Source organism: Streptomyces sp. NPDC000941 (genome assembly GCF_053599555.1).
In genome coordinates, this window is record NZ_JBSFMM010000237.1 from 1 (window position 1) to 16,569 (window position 16,569).

A 16,569-nucleotide genomic window follows, 5' to 3' on the forward strand; every position below is an offset into this window, starting at 1 on the left:
CCGTCGATGTAGTTGCGCAGACGACGCAGTTCGGTGGTCACGTGCCACCCCTCCCTGTCAGGTGTCCGATGGGTGAGACACCCACAGTAGTCCGCTGGGCGACGCTTTCAATATGTCCGCCGCAGCAGAACAACGGAATCAGTGATCTGGAGGCGCCTGAACGACGGAATTCATTGATCGAGGGTTGCGGGACAGCCAACCCTCGTGCACAGTGAGGTGCGTGGCCACACCTGACAAGAACGGCACGCCGTCGCTCGACTCCGTATCCCTGGCGATCATCGAGCAGCTCCAGGAGGACGGTCGTAGGCCGTACGCCGCCATCGGAAAGGCCGTGGGGCTGTCCGAGGCGGCCGTGCGGCAGCGCGTGCAGAAGCTGCTCGACCAGGGCGTGATGCAGATCGTCGCCGTCACCGACCCGCTCACTGTGGGGTTCCGGCGCCAGGCGATGGTCGGCATCAACGTGGATGGTGACCTCGACCCGGTCGCGGACGCGCTGACCGTCATGGACGAGGTCGAGTACGTGGTCGTCACCGCAGGCTCCTTCGATCTCCTCATCGAGATCGTTTGCGAGGACGACGATCACCTCCTCGACACGATCAACAAGCGGATCCGCACGCTGCCCGGTGTGCGCTCCACCGAGAGCTTCGTCTACCTCAAGCTCCGGAAGCAGACCTATACCTGGGGAACGAGATAGCAATGAGCGCCGACCTCTCCAAGACGGCGTACGACCACCTGTGGATGCACTTCACCCGCATGTCGTCGTACGAGAACGCCCCCGTGCCCACGATCGTGCGCGGTGAGGGCACGTACATCTACGACGACAAGGGCAAGCGGTACATCGACGGCCTCGCCGGGCTGTTCGTGGTCAACGCGGGCCACGGCCGCGTCGAGCTCGCGGAGACCGCGTACAAGCAGGCCCAGGAGCTCGCCTTCTTCCCGGTGTGGAGCTACGCCCACCCCAAGGCCGTCGAGCTCGCCGAGCGGCTCGCCGGCCACGCCCCCGGCGACCTCAACAAGGTCTTCTTCACCACCGGCGGCGGTGAGGCGGTCGAGACCGCCTGGAAGCTGGCCAAGCAGTACTTCAAGCTCACCGGCAAGCCCACCAAGTACAAGGTGATATCCCGGGCGGTCGCCTACCACGGCACCCCCCAGGGCGCCCTGTCCATCACCGGACTGCCGGCGCTGAAGGCCCCGTTCGAGCCGCTGGTCCCCGGTGCGCACAAGGTGCCCAACACCAATATCTACCGGGCGCCGATCCACGGTGACGACCCCGAGGCGTTCGGCCGCTGGTGCGCCGACCAGATCGAGCAGCAGATCCTCTTCGAGGGCCCGGACACGGTGGCCGCGGTGTTCCTGGAGCCGGTGCAGAACGCGGGCGGCTGCTTCCCGCCGCCGCCCGGGTACTTCCAGCGGGTCCGCGAGATCTGCGACCAGTACGACGTCCTGCTGGTCTCGGACGAGGTCATCTGCGCCTTCGGACGGCTGGGCACGATCTTCGCCTGTGACAAGTTCGGCTACGTCCCGGACATGATCACCTGCGCCAAGGGCATGACCTCGGGCTACTCCCCGATCGGCGCGTGCATCGTCTCCGACCGGCTCGCCGAGCCCTTCTACCGCGGCGACAACACCTTCCTGCACGGCTACACCTTCGGCGGCCACCCGGTCTCGGCGGCGGTCGGCGTCGCCAACCTCGACATCTTTGAGCGCGAGGGCCTCAACCAGCATGTGCTGGACAACGAGGGCGCGTTCCGGTCCACCCTGGAGCGGCTGCACGATCTGCCGATCGTCGGCGATGTCCGGGGGAACGGCTTCTTCTACGGCATCGAGCTGGTGAAGGACAAGGCCACCAAGGAGTCCTTCAACGAGGAGGAGACCGAGCGGGTCCTCTACGGCTTCCTCTCCAAGGCGCTGTTCGAGAACGGCCTGTACTGCCGGGCCGACGACCGCGGTGACCCGGTCGTCCAGCTCGCGCCGCCGCTGATCGCCGACCAGTCGGTGTTCGACGAGATCGAGCAGGTGCTGCGCGGGGTGCTGACGGAGGCGTGGACCAAGCTCTGAGCGGGTGGGGTCAGGGGGCCGCGGGTTCAAATCTGTCGTCCCGACCGGTGTTTTCACGGCACGGAGACGCTGTCACAGGGCGATCGGTCGATATGCCAGGGCGTGATCGACTACCTCGTCGGCGGAGAGCTCGCGTTCTGGTGGCCAGGAGATCAGGCCACTGACGTGTCCGGCTGGACATGCCAGGGCCCTGTCGAGCATGTCCAGCCAATTGTCCGCGGCGCGGCGTGACTGCGTGGGAGTCGTGAAGAGTTCGCGCGCGGTTCTCGGGATTCGGTTACCGGAGCGGAAGACTTGGACGGCTCACTCGGCGCTTTCGAACAAGTCGGGCGCCGACCCATGCGAGGGGAGACCGGTCAACGATGTTACGTCTGGTACGGAGCAGAATACGGACGGCCGCGTTCGCGCTCTCGGCGGTCGCGGCCCTCACCTTCGGCGGGACCGCCGCGACCGGCGCGGCAGCGGCCCCCGCTCCCGCTGCTGCGAAACAGGGGCCGACCTCGGTGGCGTACGTCGAGGTGAACAACAACAGCATGCTGAACGTCGGCAAGTACACCCTCGCCAACGGCGGCGGCAACGTCTTCGACGTCGCAGTGGTCTTCGCGGCGAACATCAACTACGACACGGGTACGAAGGCGGCGTATCTGCACTTCAACGAGAACGTGCAGCGCGTCCTCGACAACGCCGCCACGGAGATACGGCCGTTGCAGCGGAAGGGCATCAAGGTCGTCCTCTCGGTGCTCGGCAACCATCAGGGCGCGGGCTTCGCCAACTTCCCCTCCCAGCAGGCGGCTTCGGTGTTCGCGAAGAAACTGTCGGACGCCGTGGCCAAGTACGGCCTCGACGGCATCGACTTCGACGACGAGTACGCCGAATACGGCAACAATGGCACAGGCCAGCCCAACGACAGCTCGTTCGTGCACCTGGTGACGGCGCTGCGCGCGAACATGCCGGACAAGATCATCAGCCTCTACAACATCGGCCCGGCCGCGTCGCGCCTCTCCTACGGCGGCGTCGACGTCTCGTCCAAGTTCGACTACGCCTGGAACCCGTACTACGGCACCTGGCAGGTTCCCGGCATGGCACTGCCCAAGTCGAAGCTGTCGCCGGCGGCTGTCGAGATCGGCCGGACCTCGCAGACCGCGGTCGCCGACCTCGCCCGCCGCACCGTCAGCGAGGGGTACGGCGTCTATCTGACGTACAACCTCGACGGCGCCAATCGCAGCGCCGATGTCTCCGCGTTCACCAGGGAACTGTACGGCAGCAACGCCGTCTACACGCCGTAAGCGACAGAGGCGAACCGCGCATGGTCGCTGTTCTCGCTGTCTGCGCGGTAGTACCTGGCGGCCACTGAACCTCTCCCCACCGCGCACTGTAGGTTCCGGGACTCTGGCTGTGTCGCGCGCGACGAGGCGGCCCGCTGCCACGGTGGCTGTCGGTCCACTACGCTCTGGTGCGGGGTGGGGGAGGACAGGATGGACACTGCGCCGGTCGAACCGGCGGCTGTGAAGCGGTCGCGGTATGTGAAGCGTGCGGCACAGGCTGCCGGGGTCGGGCTTGCCGGGGTGGCCGGTTCTGTGTTCGCGACGTGGCTGTTGGTGGACTCCAGCGACTGCCGGAACGCGCCGGGCTGGGGCTGCCTCGGCTTCGCTGTCCTGTGGTCCTACCTCGTGCCCTTCCTGTACTTCCTCCTCACCTGGGCAGCCCTGCGCATCCTCAAAATCCGGCCGGCCTGGCTCACCGCTCTGCTCGGCACCGGCATCGGCGGGTATCTGGTCCTGAGCACCAACGTGGTCCGGTGGCTCCCTGGTGGCACGCAGTACGCCCAACCCGCCGTATGCGCGGCCGCGTTCGCCCTCGCGGCCTGGTTCACCCAGTCGCGCAGGCCGCTGTGGCCGCGAGCAGCCGCGGCCCTCGCCCTGGTCCTGCTGATTCCACTCGACTCGCTCGCCACCACACAGCTCGCCCGGAGCGAGCTGGACAACGAACTGGCCGATGCCCGTGTCCCCCTGCTCGGGCCGCAACTGCCCGCGGGCTACCACCTGAACGGCGTTGGCACCCACGGGGCGACAGCCGGAGACAAGGCCACCTTTTACTACCGGATCTCACCCGACAGCCTGGGCGGGGGCGCGGACACCAGGGACGAGCTCGACCAGGAGATCGAGGTGACCGTCGGCCCCGTACAGCCAGGTTTCACCCCACCCTCCCACTGCGCCGCGCTCACCAGCGTCTACCCCGTGCCGTCACCCGCCTGCACCCCGGTGGCTCCTGGAGTGTGGCGGTGGTCGAACCACCAGTACGTCAAGTACTTCACCCGGGTCGGCGACGCCGTCGCAGTCCTCCAAGCCAACACCCCCCCAGTGAGCAGCGCCGTTCTCCGAGAGCTCGCCAGCACCATGCGAGTCCGCACGCCGTCGTACTTCACCGGCGGCTGAACGCAACCCGGCTCGGCGCTCTCAGCACTTGCGGACAAGCGCTCGCCGTGATGGGACGTTGAGAGGAATCCCGGTACGCCCTCTCGACCTGCTCCGACACTCGTACGTATCGTGTGCGGGCACCTCTCCTACGGCGGAAGGGCACGACGTGGTGTCGGGGCGGCGTGAGCAGATCCTGGAGGCGGCGCTGGAGGTCTTGGCCGCCCGCGGGTTCAAGGGCACCTCCATCGACGCGGTGGCCGAGCGAGCCGGCCTCACCCGGCAGGGCGTTCTGCACTACTTCCCCAGTAAGAAGCGGCTGTTGCTGGGGATCCTCAACTTCCGTGAGCAGCTCCACCGCGAGCATCTGGCCGACCGGCGGCTCGGTGAGGACTGGGCGACCGACTTCGCCGCGACCGTAGCCTTCGAACAGGAGCATCCCTCGCTCGCCACCGTGCACAGCGTGCTGCTGGCCGAGGCGGTCACGGGCCAGGAACCCGCCGCCGAGTACGTCCGGGAGAGGCGCTACTCCCTACAGGACCTCCTGACCGCGAGTCTGGTCGAGCGGTACGGGGAGCGCATGCCCAGCGGGCTGAGCGCGCCGACCGCGGCGGCCGCCACCCTGGCGTTGGTCGAGGGGATCCAACAGCAGTGGCTGGTGGACCCGGAGGAGAACGGATATCCGCGGATCGTGCGCGAGACGCTGTCCGTCCTGCTCGGCACGGAAGCCGCCGACGCCGGGGATCAACCGCCGGTTACGAAGGGGTAGAAGCGGGTGAAGTCGGCACCGGGTTCGCCGGCGGTGAGTCCGCTCGGACACCTGGCCCGCTTCATCCCGGTGGCGCTCCCCGGGAGGCCGACGTGGACGTGCCGGGTGGGGCAGGTGCCTCAGGCGGTGGTTCCGCCGTCGGCGAGCAGCGTGCTGCCCGTCATGAACGCCGACAGGTCGCTGACGCAGAAGAACACCACGCGGGCGATGTCGTCGGGCGTGCCGATGCGGCCGACGGGGCTGGTCATCATGAGTGGCACGCTGTCCTCCTGGACCGGCGCCCCCGCGGCGGCCAGCTGGTTCCCCTCGGTCGGGACGTAGCTGGGCGCAACGCCGAGGACCCGGATTCCGTGCGGGGCCAGTTCCAGCGCGCTCTGCCGGGTGAGGCCGCGCACCGCGTGCTTCGAGCCGACGTAGGCGGCAAGGCCGGGGGCGCTGCCGCGGAAGGCCGCGGTGGAGGCGACGTTCACGATCACTCCGCCACGGCCCGACGCGCTCATGATCCGGGCGGCCTCGCGCGTACCGGCCAGAGCGCCGCGGGCGTTGACGGCGAACACCTTGTCCCAGGTCGCGTCGTCCATCTGCGCGATCGGGACGCTGGGGTAGATCCCCGCGTTGTTGACCCATGCGTCGAGCCCGCCCCACCGTTTTGCGGCGAGGTCCGCCACGCCGCGCACGCTGTCCGAGTCCGCGACGTCCATCTCTACGCCCACCACATCGGCCTTGTGGGCGTGGGCGAGTTCGGCCGCCGCGGCCTTGGCCGAAGACGCGTCGGCGTCCCCGACGAGTACGTGGGCGCCGGCCTCGGCGAGCCGCGCGACGATCGCCTTGCCGAGACCGCGGCCGCCGCCGGTCACCACGATGCGGCGTTCCTGGAGGCTGGTGAGATCCGACAGGGCATGGGATGAGACATCCGGCACGGGCATGAGGTACCTCCTGGGAAGCCTCTGGCGTTATCGTCTTTGGGGAATGGTATTCTCATTCGCGAGAATCTGCATCTGCCCGTGACCTCCCAGATGTGCCGCACGGCCCTGTCGGCGGAAGCCGGCCCGGCGTCACCGACGGGGTGTGCCGGCCGGTGCGGGAGGGCCCTCGTACCGCTGGAGCATGTGCCGCACGAACGCAAGGGCCTCCTCGTGTCGCGTCGTCATGCCCATCGCGTTCTCCATCATGAGGATCCGGCCCAGCGCGTTGGTCAGCATCAGCACCACGGCCGGGGTGACTTCGGGCGGCAGCTCGGTCCCGGCCTGCGCGAGGCCGCGGGTGAGGGCTTCCAGTTGCGCCTCGCGATAGCGCTCCGCGTGGCTGGCCAGTTCGCCACGGATCGCCTCGCGGTGATTGGCGAGCGCCGCGAACTCGGTGGTCAGCGCGTTGCCCGGATGGCTGCTCATGCGCCACAGCGCGTGCAGCGGCTGAGGGCCGGCGAGGAGCCGGGCCTGCCGCTCCAGCTCCGCGTCCGCGCGCCGCCGCAGTACGGCGAGGAACAGGTCGTCCAGCGTGCGGAAGTAGTAGAGGACCAGCGCCGGGGCCACCTCGGCCTCGCGGGCCACCCGCCGTACACCGACCGCGGCGTACCCCTCCTTCAGCATCAGCCGCTCCGTGATGTCGAGCATGAGCAGGCGGGTCTTGGAGGTCTCCGTACCCATTCGTCGAGGCGCAGTCATGCCCGTCATTGTGCTTGACGCCCTCGCCGGACGGGTGTTAAACAGTCGTTCAGCACCCGTCCGTTAAACACTCGTTCAGCACCTGGACGGAGGATCGGACCGATGGCACCCACCGGGAGCGACGCGGACTACGCCGGCACCCGTACCCCACGCGTCGAGGACGTCCGACTCCTGACCGGCACCGGCACCTACGTCGACGACGTCGTCCGCCCCTGCCGCCTGAGCGCCGCCGGGGCCGCCGGGGCCGATGTGCGTGTGGAGACCGAGCTGAACATCACGTGCAAGCCCGCCCAGTTCGGCCGCGGCCCCTCGCCGAGGTGTCCGCGGCGCTGATGGACCGCTTCGCCGACCACCTCGCCACCCAACTGTCCGTCAACTCCGCAGACCTGAGCGGCCCGGTCCACGTCCCGTCCCCGGCGACGGAGGCCTGACCCGCCCACCCGACGCACGGTCCGCACGTCCTTCAACCCAGGAACGAGGTACCCCATGCCCGGACGAGTCGAAGGCAAAGTCGCCTTCATCACCGGCGCGGCGCGCGGCCAGGGCCGCAGCCACGCGATCCGCCTCGCGGAGGAGGGCGCCGACATCATCGCCGTCGACGTCTGCGAGCAGCTCGAGGGCGTCAGGTTCGCCATGTCGACGCCCGAGGACCTGGAAGAGACCGTCAACCAGGTGCAGAAGCTGGGCCGGCGCATCCACGCGGTGCGGGCGGACGTCCGCGACCATGACGCGCTCAAGGCCGCCGTGGACGACGGCGTGGCCCAGTTCGGCCGTCTCGACATCGTTTGCGCCAACGCGGGCCTGGGCAGCGACGGTTCGCGCCTCGACGTCATGGACGAGAAGACGTGGCGCGACATGATCGATGTCAACCTGACCGGCGTCTGGCTCACCGCCAAGGTCTCCATCCCGCATATCGTCGCGGGCGGCCGGGGCGGCTCCGTCATCCTGACCAGCTCGGTCGGGGGGCTGCGCGGCCACGCCAACATCGGCCACTACATCGCCGCCAAGCACGGTGTCGTCGGCCTGATGCGTACGCTCGCCTGGGAGCTGGGCGAACACGGCATCCGCGTCAACTCGATCCACTCGACCCAGGTCAACACCCCCATGGTGATGCACGAGGACACGTACCGGATGTTCCGCCCCGACCTGGAGAACCCCACGGTCGACGACTTCGCCGCCGTCTCCCAGGGCATGCACATCCTGCGCACCCCCTGGGTCGAACCGCGCGACATCAGCAACGCCGTCCTCTACCTCGCCTCCGACGAGGGCCGTTTCGTCACCGGAACCACCATGACCGTCGACGCGGGAGCCATGCTCAAATGACCGTCTCCGCCGAACCCGTGTACTGGGACCCCTTCGACGCCTCACTGGCCCAGGACCCGTATCCGATCTACGCGCGGCTGCGCACCGAGGCACCGCTGTACCACAACGAACGGCACGACTTCTACGCGGTCAGCCGGTACGCCGACTGCCAGCGCGGCCTCGGGGACTGGCGGACGTTCTCCTCGGCGCGCGGCGACATCCTGGAGATCATCCAGGCGGACATCGAGATGCCGCCGGGCACTCTGATCTTCGAGGACCCGCCCGTCCACGACATCCACCGCAGGCTTCTCGCCCGCGTCTTCACCCCGCGCCGCATCGCCGCACTGGAGCCGAGGATCCGGGCGTTCTGCGAGCGGGTCCTGGCGCCGGTCGAGGGCGCGGACCGGTTCGACCTGGTCGAGGCCGTCGGCGCCGAGATGCCGATGCGGGTGATCGGGATGCTCCTCGGCATCCCCGAGGCGGACCAGCCGACCTTCCGCGACCGTACCGACGCCACCTTGGAGACCGGCGACGGCGGCCGGATCAACCACGAGGAGATCCTCAGCACCGAGGGTTTCCAGCAGTACATCGAATGGCGCAAGAAGAACCCGTCCGACGACCTCATGACCGAGCTGATGACCGCCGAGTTCGAGGACGAGACGGGCCGCCGGCGCACCCTCACCGACGAGGAGGTCCTCACCTACTGCACGGTGGTGGCCGGCGCCGGCAACGAGACGACGGGACGCCTGATCGGCTGGTTCGGCGCGCTCATGGCCCGCTACCCCGAGACCCGGCGCGAACTGGCCGCCGACCCGTCCCTCATCCCGAACGCCATCGAGGAGATCCTGCGTTTCGAACCGACGGGCCCCTTCACCGCCCGCTATGTGACGAAGGACGTGGAGTTCCACGGCGCCACGGTGCCGGCGGGCAGCGCCATCCTCTTCATCCAGGCCGCCGCCAACCGCGACCCGGACCGCTTCCCCGACGCCGACCGCTTCGACATCCACCGGGTCTCCCAGCACATGTCGTTCGGGGTCGGCGCGCACTACTGCCTGGGCGCGGCCCTGGCCCGCCTGGAGGGCAAGGTCGCCGCCGAGGAGATACTGCGCCGCTTCCCCGCCTGGGATGTGGACTGGGACCGCGCGGAGCTGGCCCAGACATCGACCGTGCGGGGCTGGAAGACACTGCCACTCGTCATCCGGGGAGCCTGACGATGACGGATCGCTGGAAAGTCACGGTGGATCCCCGCGTGTGTGTCCGTACCGGGCTGTGCGCGGCCTCCGCACCCAAGGAGTTCCAACTCGACGAAAACGGTCAGGGCCGTGCCACGGCGGGTGTCCTGCCGGCATCGGAAGAGGTCCTGGAAGTCGCCGAGTCCTGCCCGATCGAGGCGATCTCGATCACCGACGCGGACACGGGGGAGGCGGTCTTTCCCCCACAGTGACGACCGCACCGTGGCGGGTGGGACCAGGGAAGGGATGGTACGTGGCCTCTCGTGTGCCACGTACCGTCCCGGTGTCACCGGGTATCACCGAAAGGCAGCTGAATCTGCGGCGCGATCACGGCGAGTGAGCGGTGGCGCAGGGCCGAGGCGGTCACCCCGGTGCCGTACGCCAGGTCGTCGAGACACCGCAGCACGGCCCAGGGGGCCGGTCCAAGACGCGGCCCGCGGGTGACCCACTCCGCGGCGAGCGGCGCGAGCATGGCCACCGCGCTGGCCCGGGCGAGGCGGCTGCGGCCCGCCGTGGCCAGGCACAGGAGCCCGAGTGGCCACCACTCGCGGCGCAGGGCGAGCCCGAGCGCCGACGCGTCGGCCACCAGCCCCTGGGCCACCACGGACACGCTCAGCCCCGTCGCCCCCGGTGTGCCCGCGAGACGGCGGCGCAGCCGCCGACACCAGCGCGCTCACGGCACCCGCACGGGGACGCTCATGGACGATGAACGCCAAGGTCAGCAGATATCAGACGGAGGGGCGGACCGGAGCCAGCCGGCCGGGATGGCGGCGGGCCGGCGCGGCGGCGGATGTGCCGTATTCGTGCCTGCGGCGCGCCGCGGCGTGTGGGCGACACGCGCCCGCGGCTGATAGCGCACGAGCAGGCCGCGGTCGTGCAGCCGCCACACGAAGTCGACGTCCTCGCCGAGCCGCAGGTCCCCGTCGAACGCCACGTCGCGCAGGACGCCGGCGCCTTCCCGGAGGGAGCCCTGGACGCGCGCCTGGTCCCGGGTGCCCGTCCAGGCCATCCGTACGTGTGCGCCGTCCCGGTGCACCTCACCCCGGCACACCCCTACCAGGCTCCGCGGGGCCGGGTCCTGGGCGGTTCGACGACCGTCAACGGCGGCTACTTCATCCGGGCCCGCCGATGCGACTTCACGCGCTGGGCGCGGCAGGCGGGCGACGCGCGGTGGACGTACGAACGGGTGCTGCCGTTCCTGCGGTCGCTGGAGACCGACCTCGACCATGGGGCCGGCCCGGAGCACGGGGACGCCGGTCCGGTGCCGGTGCGCCGCACTCCTGTGGGCCATCCGGCCGCTCGGGGAACTCGCCGCCGACTCCCTGCGCCGTACGTGAGCCGGCCCGTCAGTCCGGTTTCGTCGCCCATGCCGCCTCGACCGCGTCCGCGAGCGCGTCCCCCTTCGCGAATCCGTAATACGCCGCGAACTGGAGCACGATCTCGTCCATCTCCTCCTTGGTGATGTCACCGGAGTGGAGGGCCGAGCCGACATGTGTCCGCAGCGGGATCGGCGAGTCGTCGAGCGCGACACTGGCCACCGTGATGATGCGGCGCTCGCGGCGGCTGAGGCCGGGGCGCTGCCAGACGTGCCCGAACACGAAGTTGAGGATCCCCGCGTGGCGGTACGGAGAGTTGGCGGGCGGCGCCGGCGTGAGGTTGACATCGATGAACTCCTCGGCGCCCCGCTCCAGCCGCCTGTCCATGTCACCCGGGCCGAGCGTGGTGTTCTCCAGCTGGGGCCAGGGCGGCGTCTGCGCACCCCGTTCGCGGTGGATGCGGTCCCACTGGCGGGCGATGGAACCCTCCAGGTGCGAGGCCTTGGGCCAGCCGCAGTAGACGGCGAAGTGCAGGACGAACTCCAGCATCTCCGCCAGACCGATGTCCCCGCTGGCGAGCGCCGCGTGGACATGCTCCTCGATCGGCTCGGGAGAGTCGGCGGCGGACACACAGGTGAGGGTCACCCAGCGGCGGTCGCGCCTGCTCAGTCCGGGCCGCGCCCACACCTGCCCGTACAGGAAGTCGCGTGACGCCCGCCCGAACGGCGTGTCGGACGCCGGGGGTTGATCAGTCACCAGGACATCTGTCGCGGTCTGGTCCGTAAGACGGTCATGCATGAGTACTCCCGGTCCTACGCGCGGATGAAGACGTTCTTGGTCTGAAGGAACTCGAAGAGCCCTTCCCTGCCGCCCTCCCTGCCGTGCCCGCTGTGCTTGTAGCCGCCGAACGGGGCGCCCGGCGGCTGACCCGACGTACCGTTCACATGCACGGTGCCCGCCTGCAGCCGGGGCACGATCCGCTGCACCCGCGACACGTCCCGTGTGTACAGGACCGCGCCAAGGCCGTACGGCGTGGAGTTGACGAGGTCCACCGCCTCCTCCTCGGTACCGAAGGGGAGGATCGACAGCACCGGTCCGAACACCTCGTGCCGGGCGACGTCACTGCCGGGGTCGACATCGGCGAGCACCGTCGGCTCGACGAAGAAGCCGTCACGCACCGGTGGCGCGAGCGCCGACGCGTCGACCGCGTGGCCTCCGGCCACGAGCCTGCTGTCGGCGGCCGCCTGTTCCACCACTCCGAGGATCCGGTCGCGTGCCGCCGCCCCGACCACGGGGCCGAGCGCGGTGGCCGGTGCGAAGGGGTCGCCGACGGCGAGTGCCGAGGCGGCAGCGGCGGCGGCCTCGACGACGCGGTCGTAGGTGTCGTGGTGGACCAGCAGGCGGGTGGTGAGATTGCAGCCCTGCCCCGACAGGTTGAAGCAGGAGCGGACGGTCCCGGCGACCGCGGCGTCCACGTCCGCGTCCGGGAACACCACGCTCGCCGTCTTGCCGCCGAGTTCGAGCAGCACCGGCTTGAGCGTATGCCGCGCGGAGTCGAGGATCTTCCTCGCGGTCGGGATGCCGCCGGTGAAGGAGATCATGTCGACGTCGGGGTGGCGGACCAGGTGCTCGCCGGCCTCGGGCCCGCCCGGCAGGATGTGCAGGACACCGGGCGGCAGCCCGGCCTCCAGGGCGATCTCGGCGAACCGCGCCACCGTGAACGGCGCCAGATCGGGCGACTTGACGACGACGCAGTTGCCTGCGGCGAGCGCGGGCGCGATCTTCATGCCGACCGACATGATCGGCCCGTTCCAGGTCAGGATGGCCCCGACCACCCCGTACGGCTCGGGGACGGTGTAGTCGAGCCCCGGAACCATGACCGGGCTCGGCGGGATGGTCGCCCCCTCGATCTTGTCGGCCCAGCCCGCGTAGTAGCCGAACCATCCGGCGCACAGATGGGCGAGCGCGGACGCCATCGTGATCGGTGCACCGAGTTCGAGGGTCGTCAGCGTCCCCAGCTCGGGGACGCGGGCGAGCATCAGCTCCTCGATCCGCTGGAGGATACGGCGCCTCTTGTCCGGGGACATGGCCCGCCACTCGGGGTGTGCCGCCCTGGCGGCGGCCACGGCGTCGTCGACCTCCTGTGGTCCGCACAGCAGGACGGAGCCGTTGACGCGGGCGGTCGAGGGATTGACGTGGTCGACGGCGCCCAGCGATGTCTTGTCGAGCCAGGTGCCGTTCACGAGGGGGCCGGTGACACCGAGTTCGCCGGTCACCGGGGAGTCGGAGTTGGTTGAGGTCATGGCGATGCCGCCTGTTCTTGTCGCTCCTGCGGATGGGCGGTGTGCGCGGGCTTCACGCTGTCGGCGGGACGTCGAGCAGCGACAAGGTGTGCGCGGCGAGCCGGTCGAGCGCCGCGGGTTCGGGGACGTCCGCGTCACGGGCGACCTCCCGCATGATGCCGACGTCCTTGAGCAGCAGGGGCCGGGCCCGCTCGAGCCCGGTGGTGTCGAAACCGGACGCGGCCAGGATCGCCGCCGCGCGGCTGCCCCCGCTGCCGTGGGCGAGGACCTCCGCGACCGCGGCGCGGTCCATGCCGAGCCGGTCGGCGAAGGAGAAGGTGTCCAAAGCCAGGCCGACCTGGGCGGTGAACACGAAGTTGTTGAGCACCTTGGTGAGCTGGCCGCTGCCCAGCGGGCCGAGGTGGATCACCGGGTCCGCGAAGGTCTCGAACACCGGGCGGCAGTGTGCGACGTCCGCTTCCCGGCCGCCCGCCATCACGAGCAGCCTGCGCTCCGCGGCGGCACCGCCCCCGCCGCTGACCGGAGCGTCCACGACGGCGACCTCCCGCTTGGCGGCCTCCTCGGCCAGACGCCGGCAGGTGTCGGGGCGGATCGTGGAGTGGATGGCGACGACGCCGCCCGGAGCCATGCCGGCCAGCACCCCGTCGGCGCGCAGCAGCACATCCTCGACATCGGCGTCGGCGACGACGCACAGGCACACGATGTCGCTCGCCGCCCCCAGTTCGGCGGGGGTGGCGGCCACGTCGGCGGCGGTGTCGGCGAACGGCTCGGTGGACGCGGGGCGCCGCGCCCACAGGGTCAGCGGGTACGACTCCTCGACGATGCGGCGTGCCATCGGACCGCCCTGACTGCCCAGGCCGATGAAGCCGACGCGGGCGCGCGGCGTGGCGTCTGTCATGGGCGTACCCCTCTCGTCCGGTGCGGGTGCGGGTGTCGGTGTCGATGCCGGTGCGGGTCCCGGTGTCGGTGCCGGTGTCGGTGTTCGGCTCACAGCCGGGTGACCCAGCCGCCGTCGACGCTGATGGTCTGCCCGTTGATCCACTCCCCGGCGGGGGAGGCCAGCAGGAGCAGCGCGCCGAGCAGGTCCTCCGCGGGTGCGGACTTCTTGCCCGGGATGGCGGCGGCGAGGGCCGCCCGCGCCGGGTGGTCGGCGGGAAGGCTCTTGAAGCCGGGTTCGTTCTCGACCAGGCCGGGTGCGATCGCGTTGACGTTGATGCCGAGCGGCCCGAGCGAACGGGCCAGGCCCACGGTCACGTTGACCAGCGCCAGTTTGCTCACCCCGTAGATGCCGCCGCCCATGAACGCCCCCGCGGACACCTGGTTGACGATCCGCCCGCCCCCGCGCTCCACCATCGACGCCTTGACCGCGCCCGCGCAGATGATGGCGCCCAGGACGTTGACCCGCATGACGCGGTCGAACCATTCGCTCGGCAACTCCAGCAGGTCCACCTGCGGTATGTCCGCCATCAGGGCGGCGTTGTTGACCAGGACGTCGATACCGCCGAAGGCCCTGACGGCCTCCGCGGCCATGGTGGCGGCCGAGCCACGGTCGGTGATGTCCACCCGTACGCCGAGGGCACGCAGCCCGTCGGCGGCCAGGGACTTGGCCGCGCGTTCGGCGCCCTCGCCGTCGAGATCGGCCAGCACGACCGAGGCGCCCGCCTCGGCCAGGGCGCGGGCGTAGACCTGGCCGATGGCTCCGGCGCCACCGGTGACGACGGCGACCTTGCCGTCCAGACTCATGCGGTCGAGCGTGCGGTTCATGGCGTGTCCTTGATCAGTCGGGACAGGTAGTGGTCGACGTCGGCGCCAAGGTCGCGCAGCTCGGCGGCGGCCTCCTGTGCGGTGAGAAGGAGGAAACGGTTCTCGGTGACGCCGTCGGCGACGAGCTCACCGACCGACTCGGCGTCCACCACGGGAAAGGCCGGGCCCCGCGGCGGGGCCGGCTGCCCGTAGAAGGTGATCTGCTCGACGATGTTGGTGGCCACGCCGGCCGGGCACAGGCAGGAGACACCGATGCCGCGCGGCCGCAGATACAGCGCGAGCGCCTCGGACAGCCCGACGACGGCGTGCTTCGTCGCCGTGTACGGCAGCCGGTCGAAGCCGTACGGCAGCAGCCCGGCCGTGGAGGCGGTGTTGATTACGTGCCCCGCGTTCTGCTCCAGCAGCATGGGCAGGAACACCAGGTTGCTGCGGACCACACCCAGCAGGTTCACGTCGATCACCCGCTGCCACGCGTCCAGGGGGATGGCCTCGGCCGGGCCGACCGCCAGAATCCCGACGTTGTTCATCACAAGGTCGATGCGGCCGAACCGTTCCAGGGCCAGGTCCTTGACGGCCTGAAGGTCGTCGAGGCTGGTCACGTCACACGCGGCGGCGACGCCGAGGCCGCCGAGGCCGTCGGCGACGGCCCGCGCCCGCTCCGCGTCGAGGTCGGTCACCACCACCCGGGCCCCGCGCCGCGCGAAGGCACGCGCGGCGGCACGCCCGATGCCGCTGCCCGCACCGGTGACCACGGCGACGGCGTCATGCAGATCGATGCTCATCGAACGACCGCTCCTTCGCAGGGAGTTGCCAGCGGATGGGCTAGAGATGCGAGGGCAGTGCCGGTTCGTGCGGGATGTGCTCGCCGAGCGCCGACAGGGTTTCGGAGGACACCGGGGACTGAAGGAACCCGACGAGCCCGTCGAGGAGGTCCCTCAGGTGGACGGCGAAGGGAAGTACGTGTTCATGGCGTGCGCGGCTCTGCTCCCGCTCCGAGCCGGCATGCACGCTGAAGATCATCGTCTGCGTGATGCGGTGCCCGCGCAGCGGCTCCGGCAGGTGCCGCAGCAGTGCCCCGGCCCGCTCGCGGAAGCGGCGGTCCGGCGCCAGCAGTTCGGGCGACAGGCGCCCGAGGACATCCCGGTGGCCGTGCTGCTGCAGCCTCGCGACAAAGCTCAGATAGTGGCTGCCCGCGCGCTCGCCCTGTTCGAGGACCGGTGCCACATGGCACTCCAGCCACCCTCTGATGTCCCGCGGGCCCAGTTGCGCGACGAGGGCGTCCCGCCGCCGGTTCAGATCGTGCAGGCGGTATTCGAAGATCGCCTGGATCAGCCGGGCCTTCGAGCCGAAGTGGTACTGCACCGCCGTGTTGTTACCGTTCCCGGCGGCCGCGCTGATCTGTCGGAGAGACGTCCCGTCCAGGCCGTGCTCGGCGAACAGCCGCTCCGCGGCCAGGACGAGCTGTTCCTTCGCGTTCGGTTGCACCACGACACCACACCCCCGTCAGAGGCGAGAGGGCTGTTAGCGCATTCGAGAATGTCATTCTCTCTCTTGGGGAATGCAACCATGGTGTTTCGGCGAAGTCAATTGCCTTAAACGAGGATGGTGTCCATCGTGACGCGAGGCGGCTCGAAGGCCAGACGGTCTGTGGGCCGTCCGCACAGCACACGCGCAACTCCACGTTCGCCCAGGTCACTTCGGTGAGCCTGGGCGGGTCGGCGCCGGCCCCCAAGGAGGCCGCCGCGAC

General features: G+C 70.0%; 21 protein-coding genes. 10 read left to right on the forward strand and 11 right to left on the reverse strand.

The features are described from left to right. Nucleotides 1-220: 220 nt before the first annotated feature. A complete protein-coding gene (locus ACWDSL_RS44650) occupies nt 221-694 on the forward strand; it encodes an Lrp/AsnC family transcriptional regulator (protein WP_089508051.1) in 474 nt (157 codons plus the stop codon). Nucleotides 695-696: 2 nt separating this feature from the next. After that, nucleotides 697-2,058 (forward strand): aspartate aminotransferase family protein, encoded by a 1,362-nt coding sequence (locus ACWDSL_RS44655; RefSeq protein ID WP_450494336.1) that lies wholly within the window; start codon nt 697-699, stop codon nt 2,056-2,058. A gap of 72 nt (nt 2,059-2,130) precedes the next feature. Here the strand turns inward: ACWDSL_RS44655 and ACWDSL_RS44660 are convergent, their stop codons facing one another. Next, the gene (locus tag ACWDSL_RS44660; RefSeq protein ID WP_450494364.1) at nt 2,131-2,331 is read right to left on the reverse strand and encodes an e9imm peptide; all 201 of its coding nucleotides are present in this window, start codon (nt 2,329-2,331) and stop codon (nt 2,131-2,133) included. 89 nt (nt 2,332-2,420) lie between these two features. Here ACWDSL_RS44660 and ACWDSL_RS44665 point away from each other — a divergent pair, with 89 nt between their 5' ends. The 3 genes from ACWDSL_RS44665 (at nt 2,421) to ACWDSL_RS44675 (ending at nt 5,241) form a co-directional block, all read left to right on the forward strand. Next, the gene (locus tag ACWDSL_RS44665) at nt 2,421-3,344 is read left to right on the forward strand and encodes an endo-beta-N-acetylglucosaminidase H (protein ID WP_450494338.1); all 924 of its coding nucleotides are present in this window, start codon (nt 2,421-2,423) and stop codon (nt 3,342-3,344) included. Between the two features lie 189 nt (nt 3,345-3,533). After that, nucleotides 3,534-4,493, forward strand: coding sequence for a hypothetical protein (locus ACWDSL_RS44670; protein ID WP_450494340.1), 960 nt, complete (start codon nt 3,534-3,536; stop codon nt 4,491-4,493). Between the two features lie 151 nt (nt 4,494-4,644). After that, nucleotides 4,645-5,241, forward strand: coding sequence for a TetR/AcrR family transcriptional regulator (locus ACWDSL_RS44675; RefSeq protein ID WP_450494341.1), 597 nt, complete (start codon nt 4,645-4,647; stop codon nt 5,239-5,241). Between the two features lie 119 nt (nt 5,242-5,360). Here ACWDSL_RS44675 and ACWDSL_RS44680 read toward each other — a convergent pair whose 3' ends face one another. Both ACWDSL_RS44680 and ACWDSL_RS44685 read right to left on the reverse strand, forming a co-directional pair. Then, nucleotides 5,361-6,167, reverse strand: a complete 807-nt coding sequence (locus ACWDSL_RS44680; protein WP_450494343.1) for an SDR family NAD(P)-dependent oxidoreductase — start codon at nt 6,165-6,167, stop codon at nt 5,361-5,363. Between the two features lie 129 nt (nt 6,168-6,296). Continuing rightward, entirely contained in the window at nt 6,297-6,905 is a 609-nt protein-coding gene (locus ACWDSL_RS44685) for a TetR/AcrR family transcriptional regulator (RefSeq protein WP_450494345.1), read from the reverse strand. 102 nt (nt 6,906-7,007) lie between these two features. Between ACWDSL_RS44685 and ACWDSL_RS44690 the strand changes: the two genes are divergently transcribed. From ACWDSL_RS44690 to ACWDSL_RS44705, 4 genes are all read left to right on the forward strand, one after another. Then, nucleotides 7,008-7,238: a hypothetical protein gene (locus ACWDSL_RS44690; protein ID WP_450494347.1), complete on the forward strand. Its 231-nt coding sequence runs from the start codon at nt 7,008-7,010 to the stop codon at nt 7,236-7,238. 153 nt (nt 7,239-7,391) lie between these two features. Then, nucleotides 7,392-8,228 (forward strand): mycofactocin-coupled SDR family oxidoreductase, encoded by an 837-nt coding sequence (locus ACWDSL_RS44695; RefSeq protein ID WP_450494348.1) that lies wholly within the window; start codon nt 7,392-7,394, stop codon nt 8,226-8,228. Further along, nucleotides 8,225-9,418 carry a cytochrome P450 gene (locus ACWDSL_RS44700; protein ID WP_450494350.1) on the forward strand — a complete coding sequence of 398 codons (1,194 nt, stop codon included), beginning with the start codon at nt 8,225-8,227 and terminating at the stop codon, nt 9,416-9,418. The genes ACWDSL_RS44695 and ACWDSL_RS44700 overlap by 4 nt, the downstream gene beginning before the upstream one ends. A 2-nt stretch (nt 9,419-9,420) precedes the next feature. Next, a complete protein-coding gene (locus ACWDSL_RS44705; protein ID WP_089508033.1) occupies nt 9,421-9,651 on the forward strand; it encodes a ferredoxin in 231 nt (76 codons plus the stop codon). A gap of 74 nt (nt 9,652-9,725) precedes the next feature. Here ACWDSL_RS44705 and ACWDSL_RS44710 read toward each other — a convergent pair whose 3' ends face one another. Continuing rightward, entirely contained in the window at nt 9,726-10,049 is a 324-nt protein-coding gene (locus ACWDSL_RS44710) for a hypothetical protein (RefSeq protein ID WP_450494352.1), read from the reverse strand. A 108-nt stretch (nt 10,050-10,157) separates the two neighbouring features. Continuing rightward, a complete protein-coding gene (locus ACWDSL_RS44715; RefSeq protein WP_450494368.1) occupies nt 10,158-10,490 on the reverse strand; it encodes a hypothetical protein in 333 nt (110 codons plus the stop codon). Here ACWDSL_RS44715 and ACWDSL_RS44720 point away from each other — a divergent pair. Further along, a complete protein-coding gene (locus ACWDSL_RS44720; protein ID WP_450494366.1) occupies nt 10,470-10,901 on the forward strand; it encodes a GMC family oxidoreductase N-terminal domain-containing protein in 432 nt (143 codons plus the stop codon). The two genes, ACWDSL_RS44715 and ACWDSL_RS44720, sit on opposite strands and share 21 nt — an antisense overlap. On the opposite strand, the gene ACWDSL_RS44725 is transcribed toward ACWDSL_RS44720, so the two are convergent. The 6 genes from ACWDSL_RS44725 to ACWDSL_RS44750 form a co-directional block, all read right to left on the reverse strand. Beyond that, nucleotides 10,786-11,553, reverse strand: coding sequence for a carboxymuconolactone decarboxylase family protein (locus tag ACWDSL_RS44725; protein WP_450494354.1), 768 nt, complete (start codon nt 11,551-11,553; stop codon nt 10,786-10,788). The genes ACWDSL_RS44720 and ACWDSL_RS44725 overlap by 116 nt on opposite strands. A gap of 14 nt (nt 11,554-11,567) precedes the next feature. Further along, nucleotides 11,568-13,058: an aldehyde dehydrogenase family protein gene (locus ACWDSL_RS44730; protein ID WP_450494356.1), complete on the reverse strand. Its 1,491-nt coding sequence runs from the start codon at nt 13,056-13,058 to the stop codon at nt 11,568-11,570. Between the two features lie 52 nt (nt 13,059-13,110). Then, complete coding sequence (locus ACWDSL_RS44735; protein WP_450494357.1) at nt 13,111-13,956, reverse strand: NAD(P)-dependent oxidoreductase; 846 nt, start codon at nt 13,954-13,956, stop codon at nt 13,111-13,113. A gap of 89 nt (nt 13,957-14,045) precedes the next feature. Next, nucleotides 14,046-14,822, reverse strand: a complete 777-nt coding sequence (locus tag ACWDSL_RS44740; protein WP_450494359.1) for an SDR family oxidoreductase — start codon at nt 14,820-14,822, stop codon at nt 14,046-14,048. Then, nucleotides 14,819-15,604 (reverse strand): SDR family oxidoreductase, encoded by a 786-nt coding sequence (locus ACWDSL_RS44745; protein ID WP_450494361.1) that lies wholly within the window; start codon nt 15,602-15,604, stop codon nt 14,819-14,821. The genes ACWDSL_RS44740 and ACWDSL_RS44745 overlap by 4 nt, the downstream gene beginning before the upstream one ends. Before the next feature lie 40 nt (nt 15,605-15,644). Further along, on the reverse strand, nt 15,645-16,310 hold the full coding sequence (locus tag ACWDSL_RS44750; protein WP_450494363.1) for a TetR/AcrR family transcriptional regulator: 666 nt from the start codon (nt 16,308-16,310) through the stop codon (nt 15,645-15,647). Nucleotides 16,311-16,569: the final 259 nt, after the last annotated feature.

Coding starts and splice junctions, on each gene's coding strand:
- ACWDSL_RS44655 (WP_450494336.1), top strand. CDS start 697: ATGAGCGCCGACCTCTCCAAGACGGCGTACGACCACCTGTGGATGCAC.
- ACWDSL_RS44665 (WP_450494338.1), top strand. CDS start 2,421: ATGTTACGTCTGGTACGGAGCAGAATACGGACGGCCGCGTTCGCGCTC.
- ACWDSL_RS44670 (WP_450494340.1), top strand. CDS start 3,534: ATGGACACTGCGCCGGTCGAACCGGCGGCTGTGAAGCGGTCGCGGTAT.
- ACWDSL_RS44680 (WP_450494343.1), bottom strand. CDS start 6,167: ATGCCCGTGCCGGATGTCTCATCCCATGCCCTGTCGGATCTCACCAGC.
- ACWDSL_RS44685 (WP_450494345.1), bottom strand. CDS start 6,905: ATGACTGCGCCTCGACGAATGGGTACGGAGACCTCCAAGACCCGCCTG.
- ACWDSL_RS44690 (WP_450494347.1), top strand. CDS start 7,008: ATGGCACCCACCGGGAGCGACGCGGACTACGCCGGCACCCGTACCCCA.
- ACWDSL_RS44695 (WP_450494348.1), top strand. CDS start 7,392: ATGCCCGGACGAGTCGAAGGCAAAGTCGCCTTCATCACCGGCGCGGCG.
- ACWDSL_RS44700 (WP_450494350.1), top strand. CDS start 8,225: ATGACCGTCTCCGCCGAACCCGTGTACTGGGACCCCTTCGACGCCTCA.
- ACWDSL_RS44705 (WP_089508033.1), top strand. CDS start 9,421: ATGACGGATCGCTGGAAAGTCACGGTGGATCCCCGCGTGTGTGTCCGT.
- ACWDSL_RS44725 (WP_450494354.1), bottom strand. CDS start 11,553: ATGCATGACCGTCTTACGGACCAGACCGCGACAGATGTCCTGGTGACT.
- ACWDSL_RS44730 (WP_450494356.1), bottom strand. CDS start 13,058: ATGACCTCAACCAACTCCGACTCCCCGGTGACCGGCGAACTCGGTGTC.
- ACWDSL_RS44735 (WP_450494357.1), bottom strand. CDS start 13,956: ATGACAGACGCCACGCCGCGCGCCCGCGTCGGCTTCATCGGCCTGGGC.
- ACWDSL_RS44740 (WP_450494359.1), bottom strand. CDS start 14,822: ATGAACCGCACGCTCGACCGCATGAGTCTGGACGGCAAGGTCGCCGTC.
- ACWDSL_RS44745 (WP_450494361.1), bottom strand. CDS start 15,604: ATGAGCATCGATCTGCATGACGCCGTCGCCGTGGTCACCGGTGCGGGC.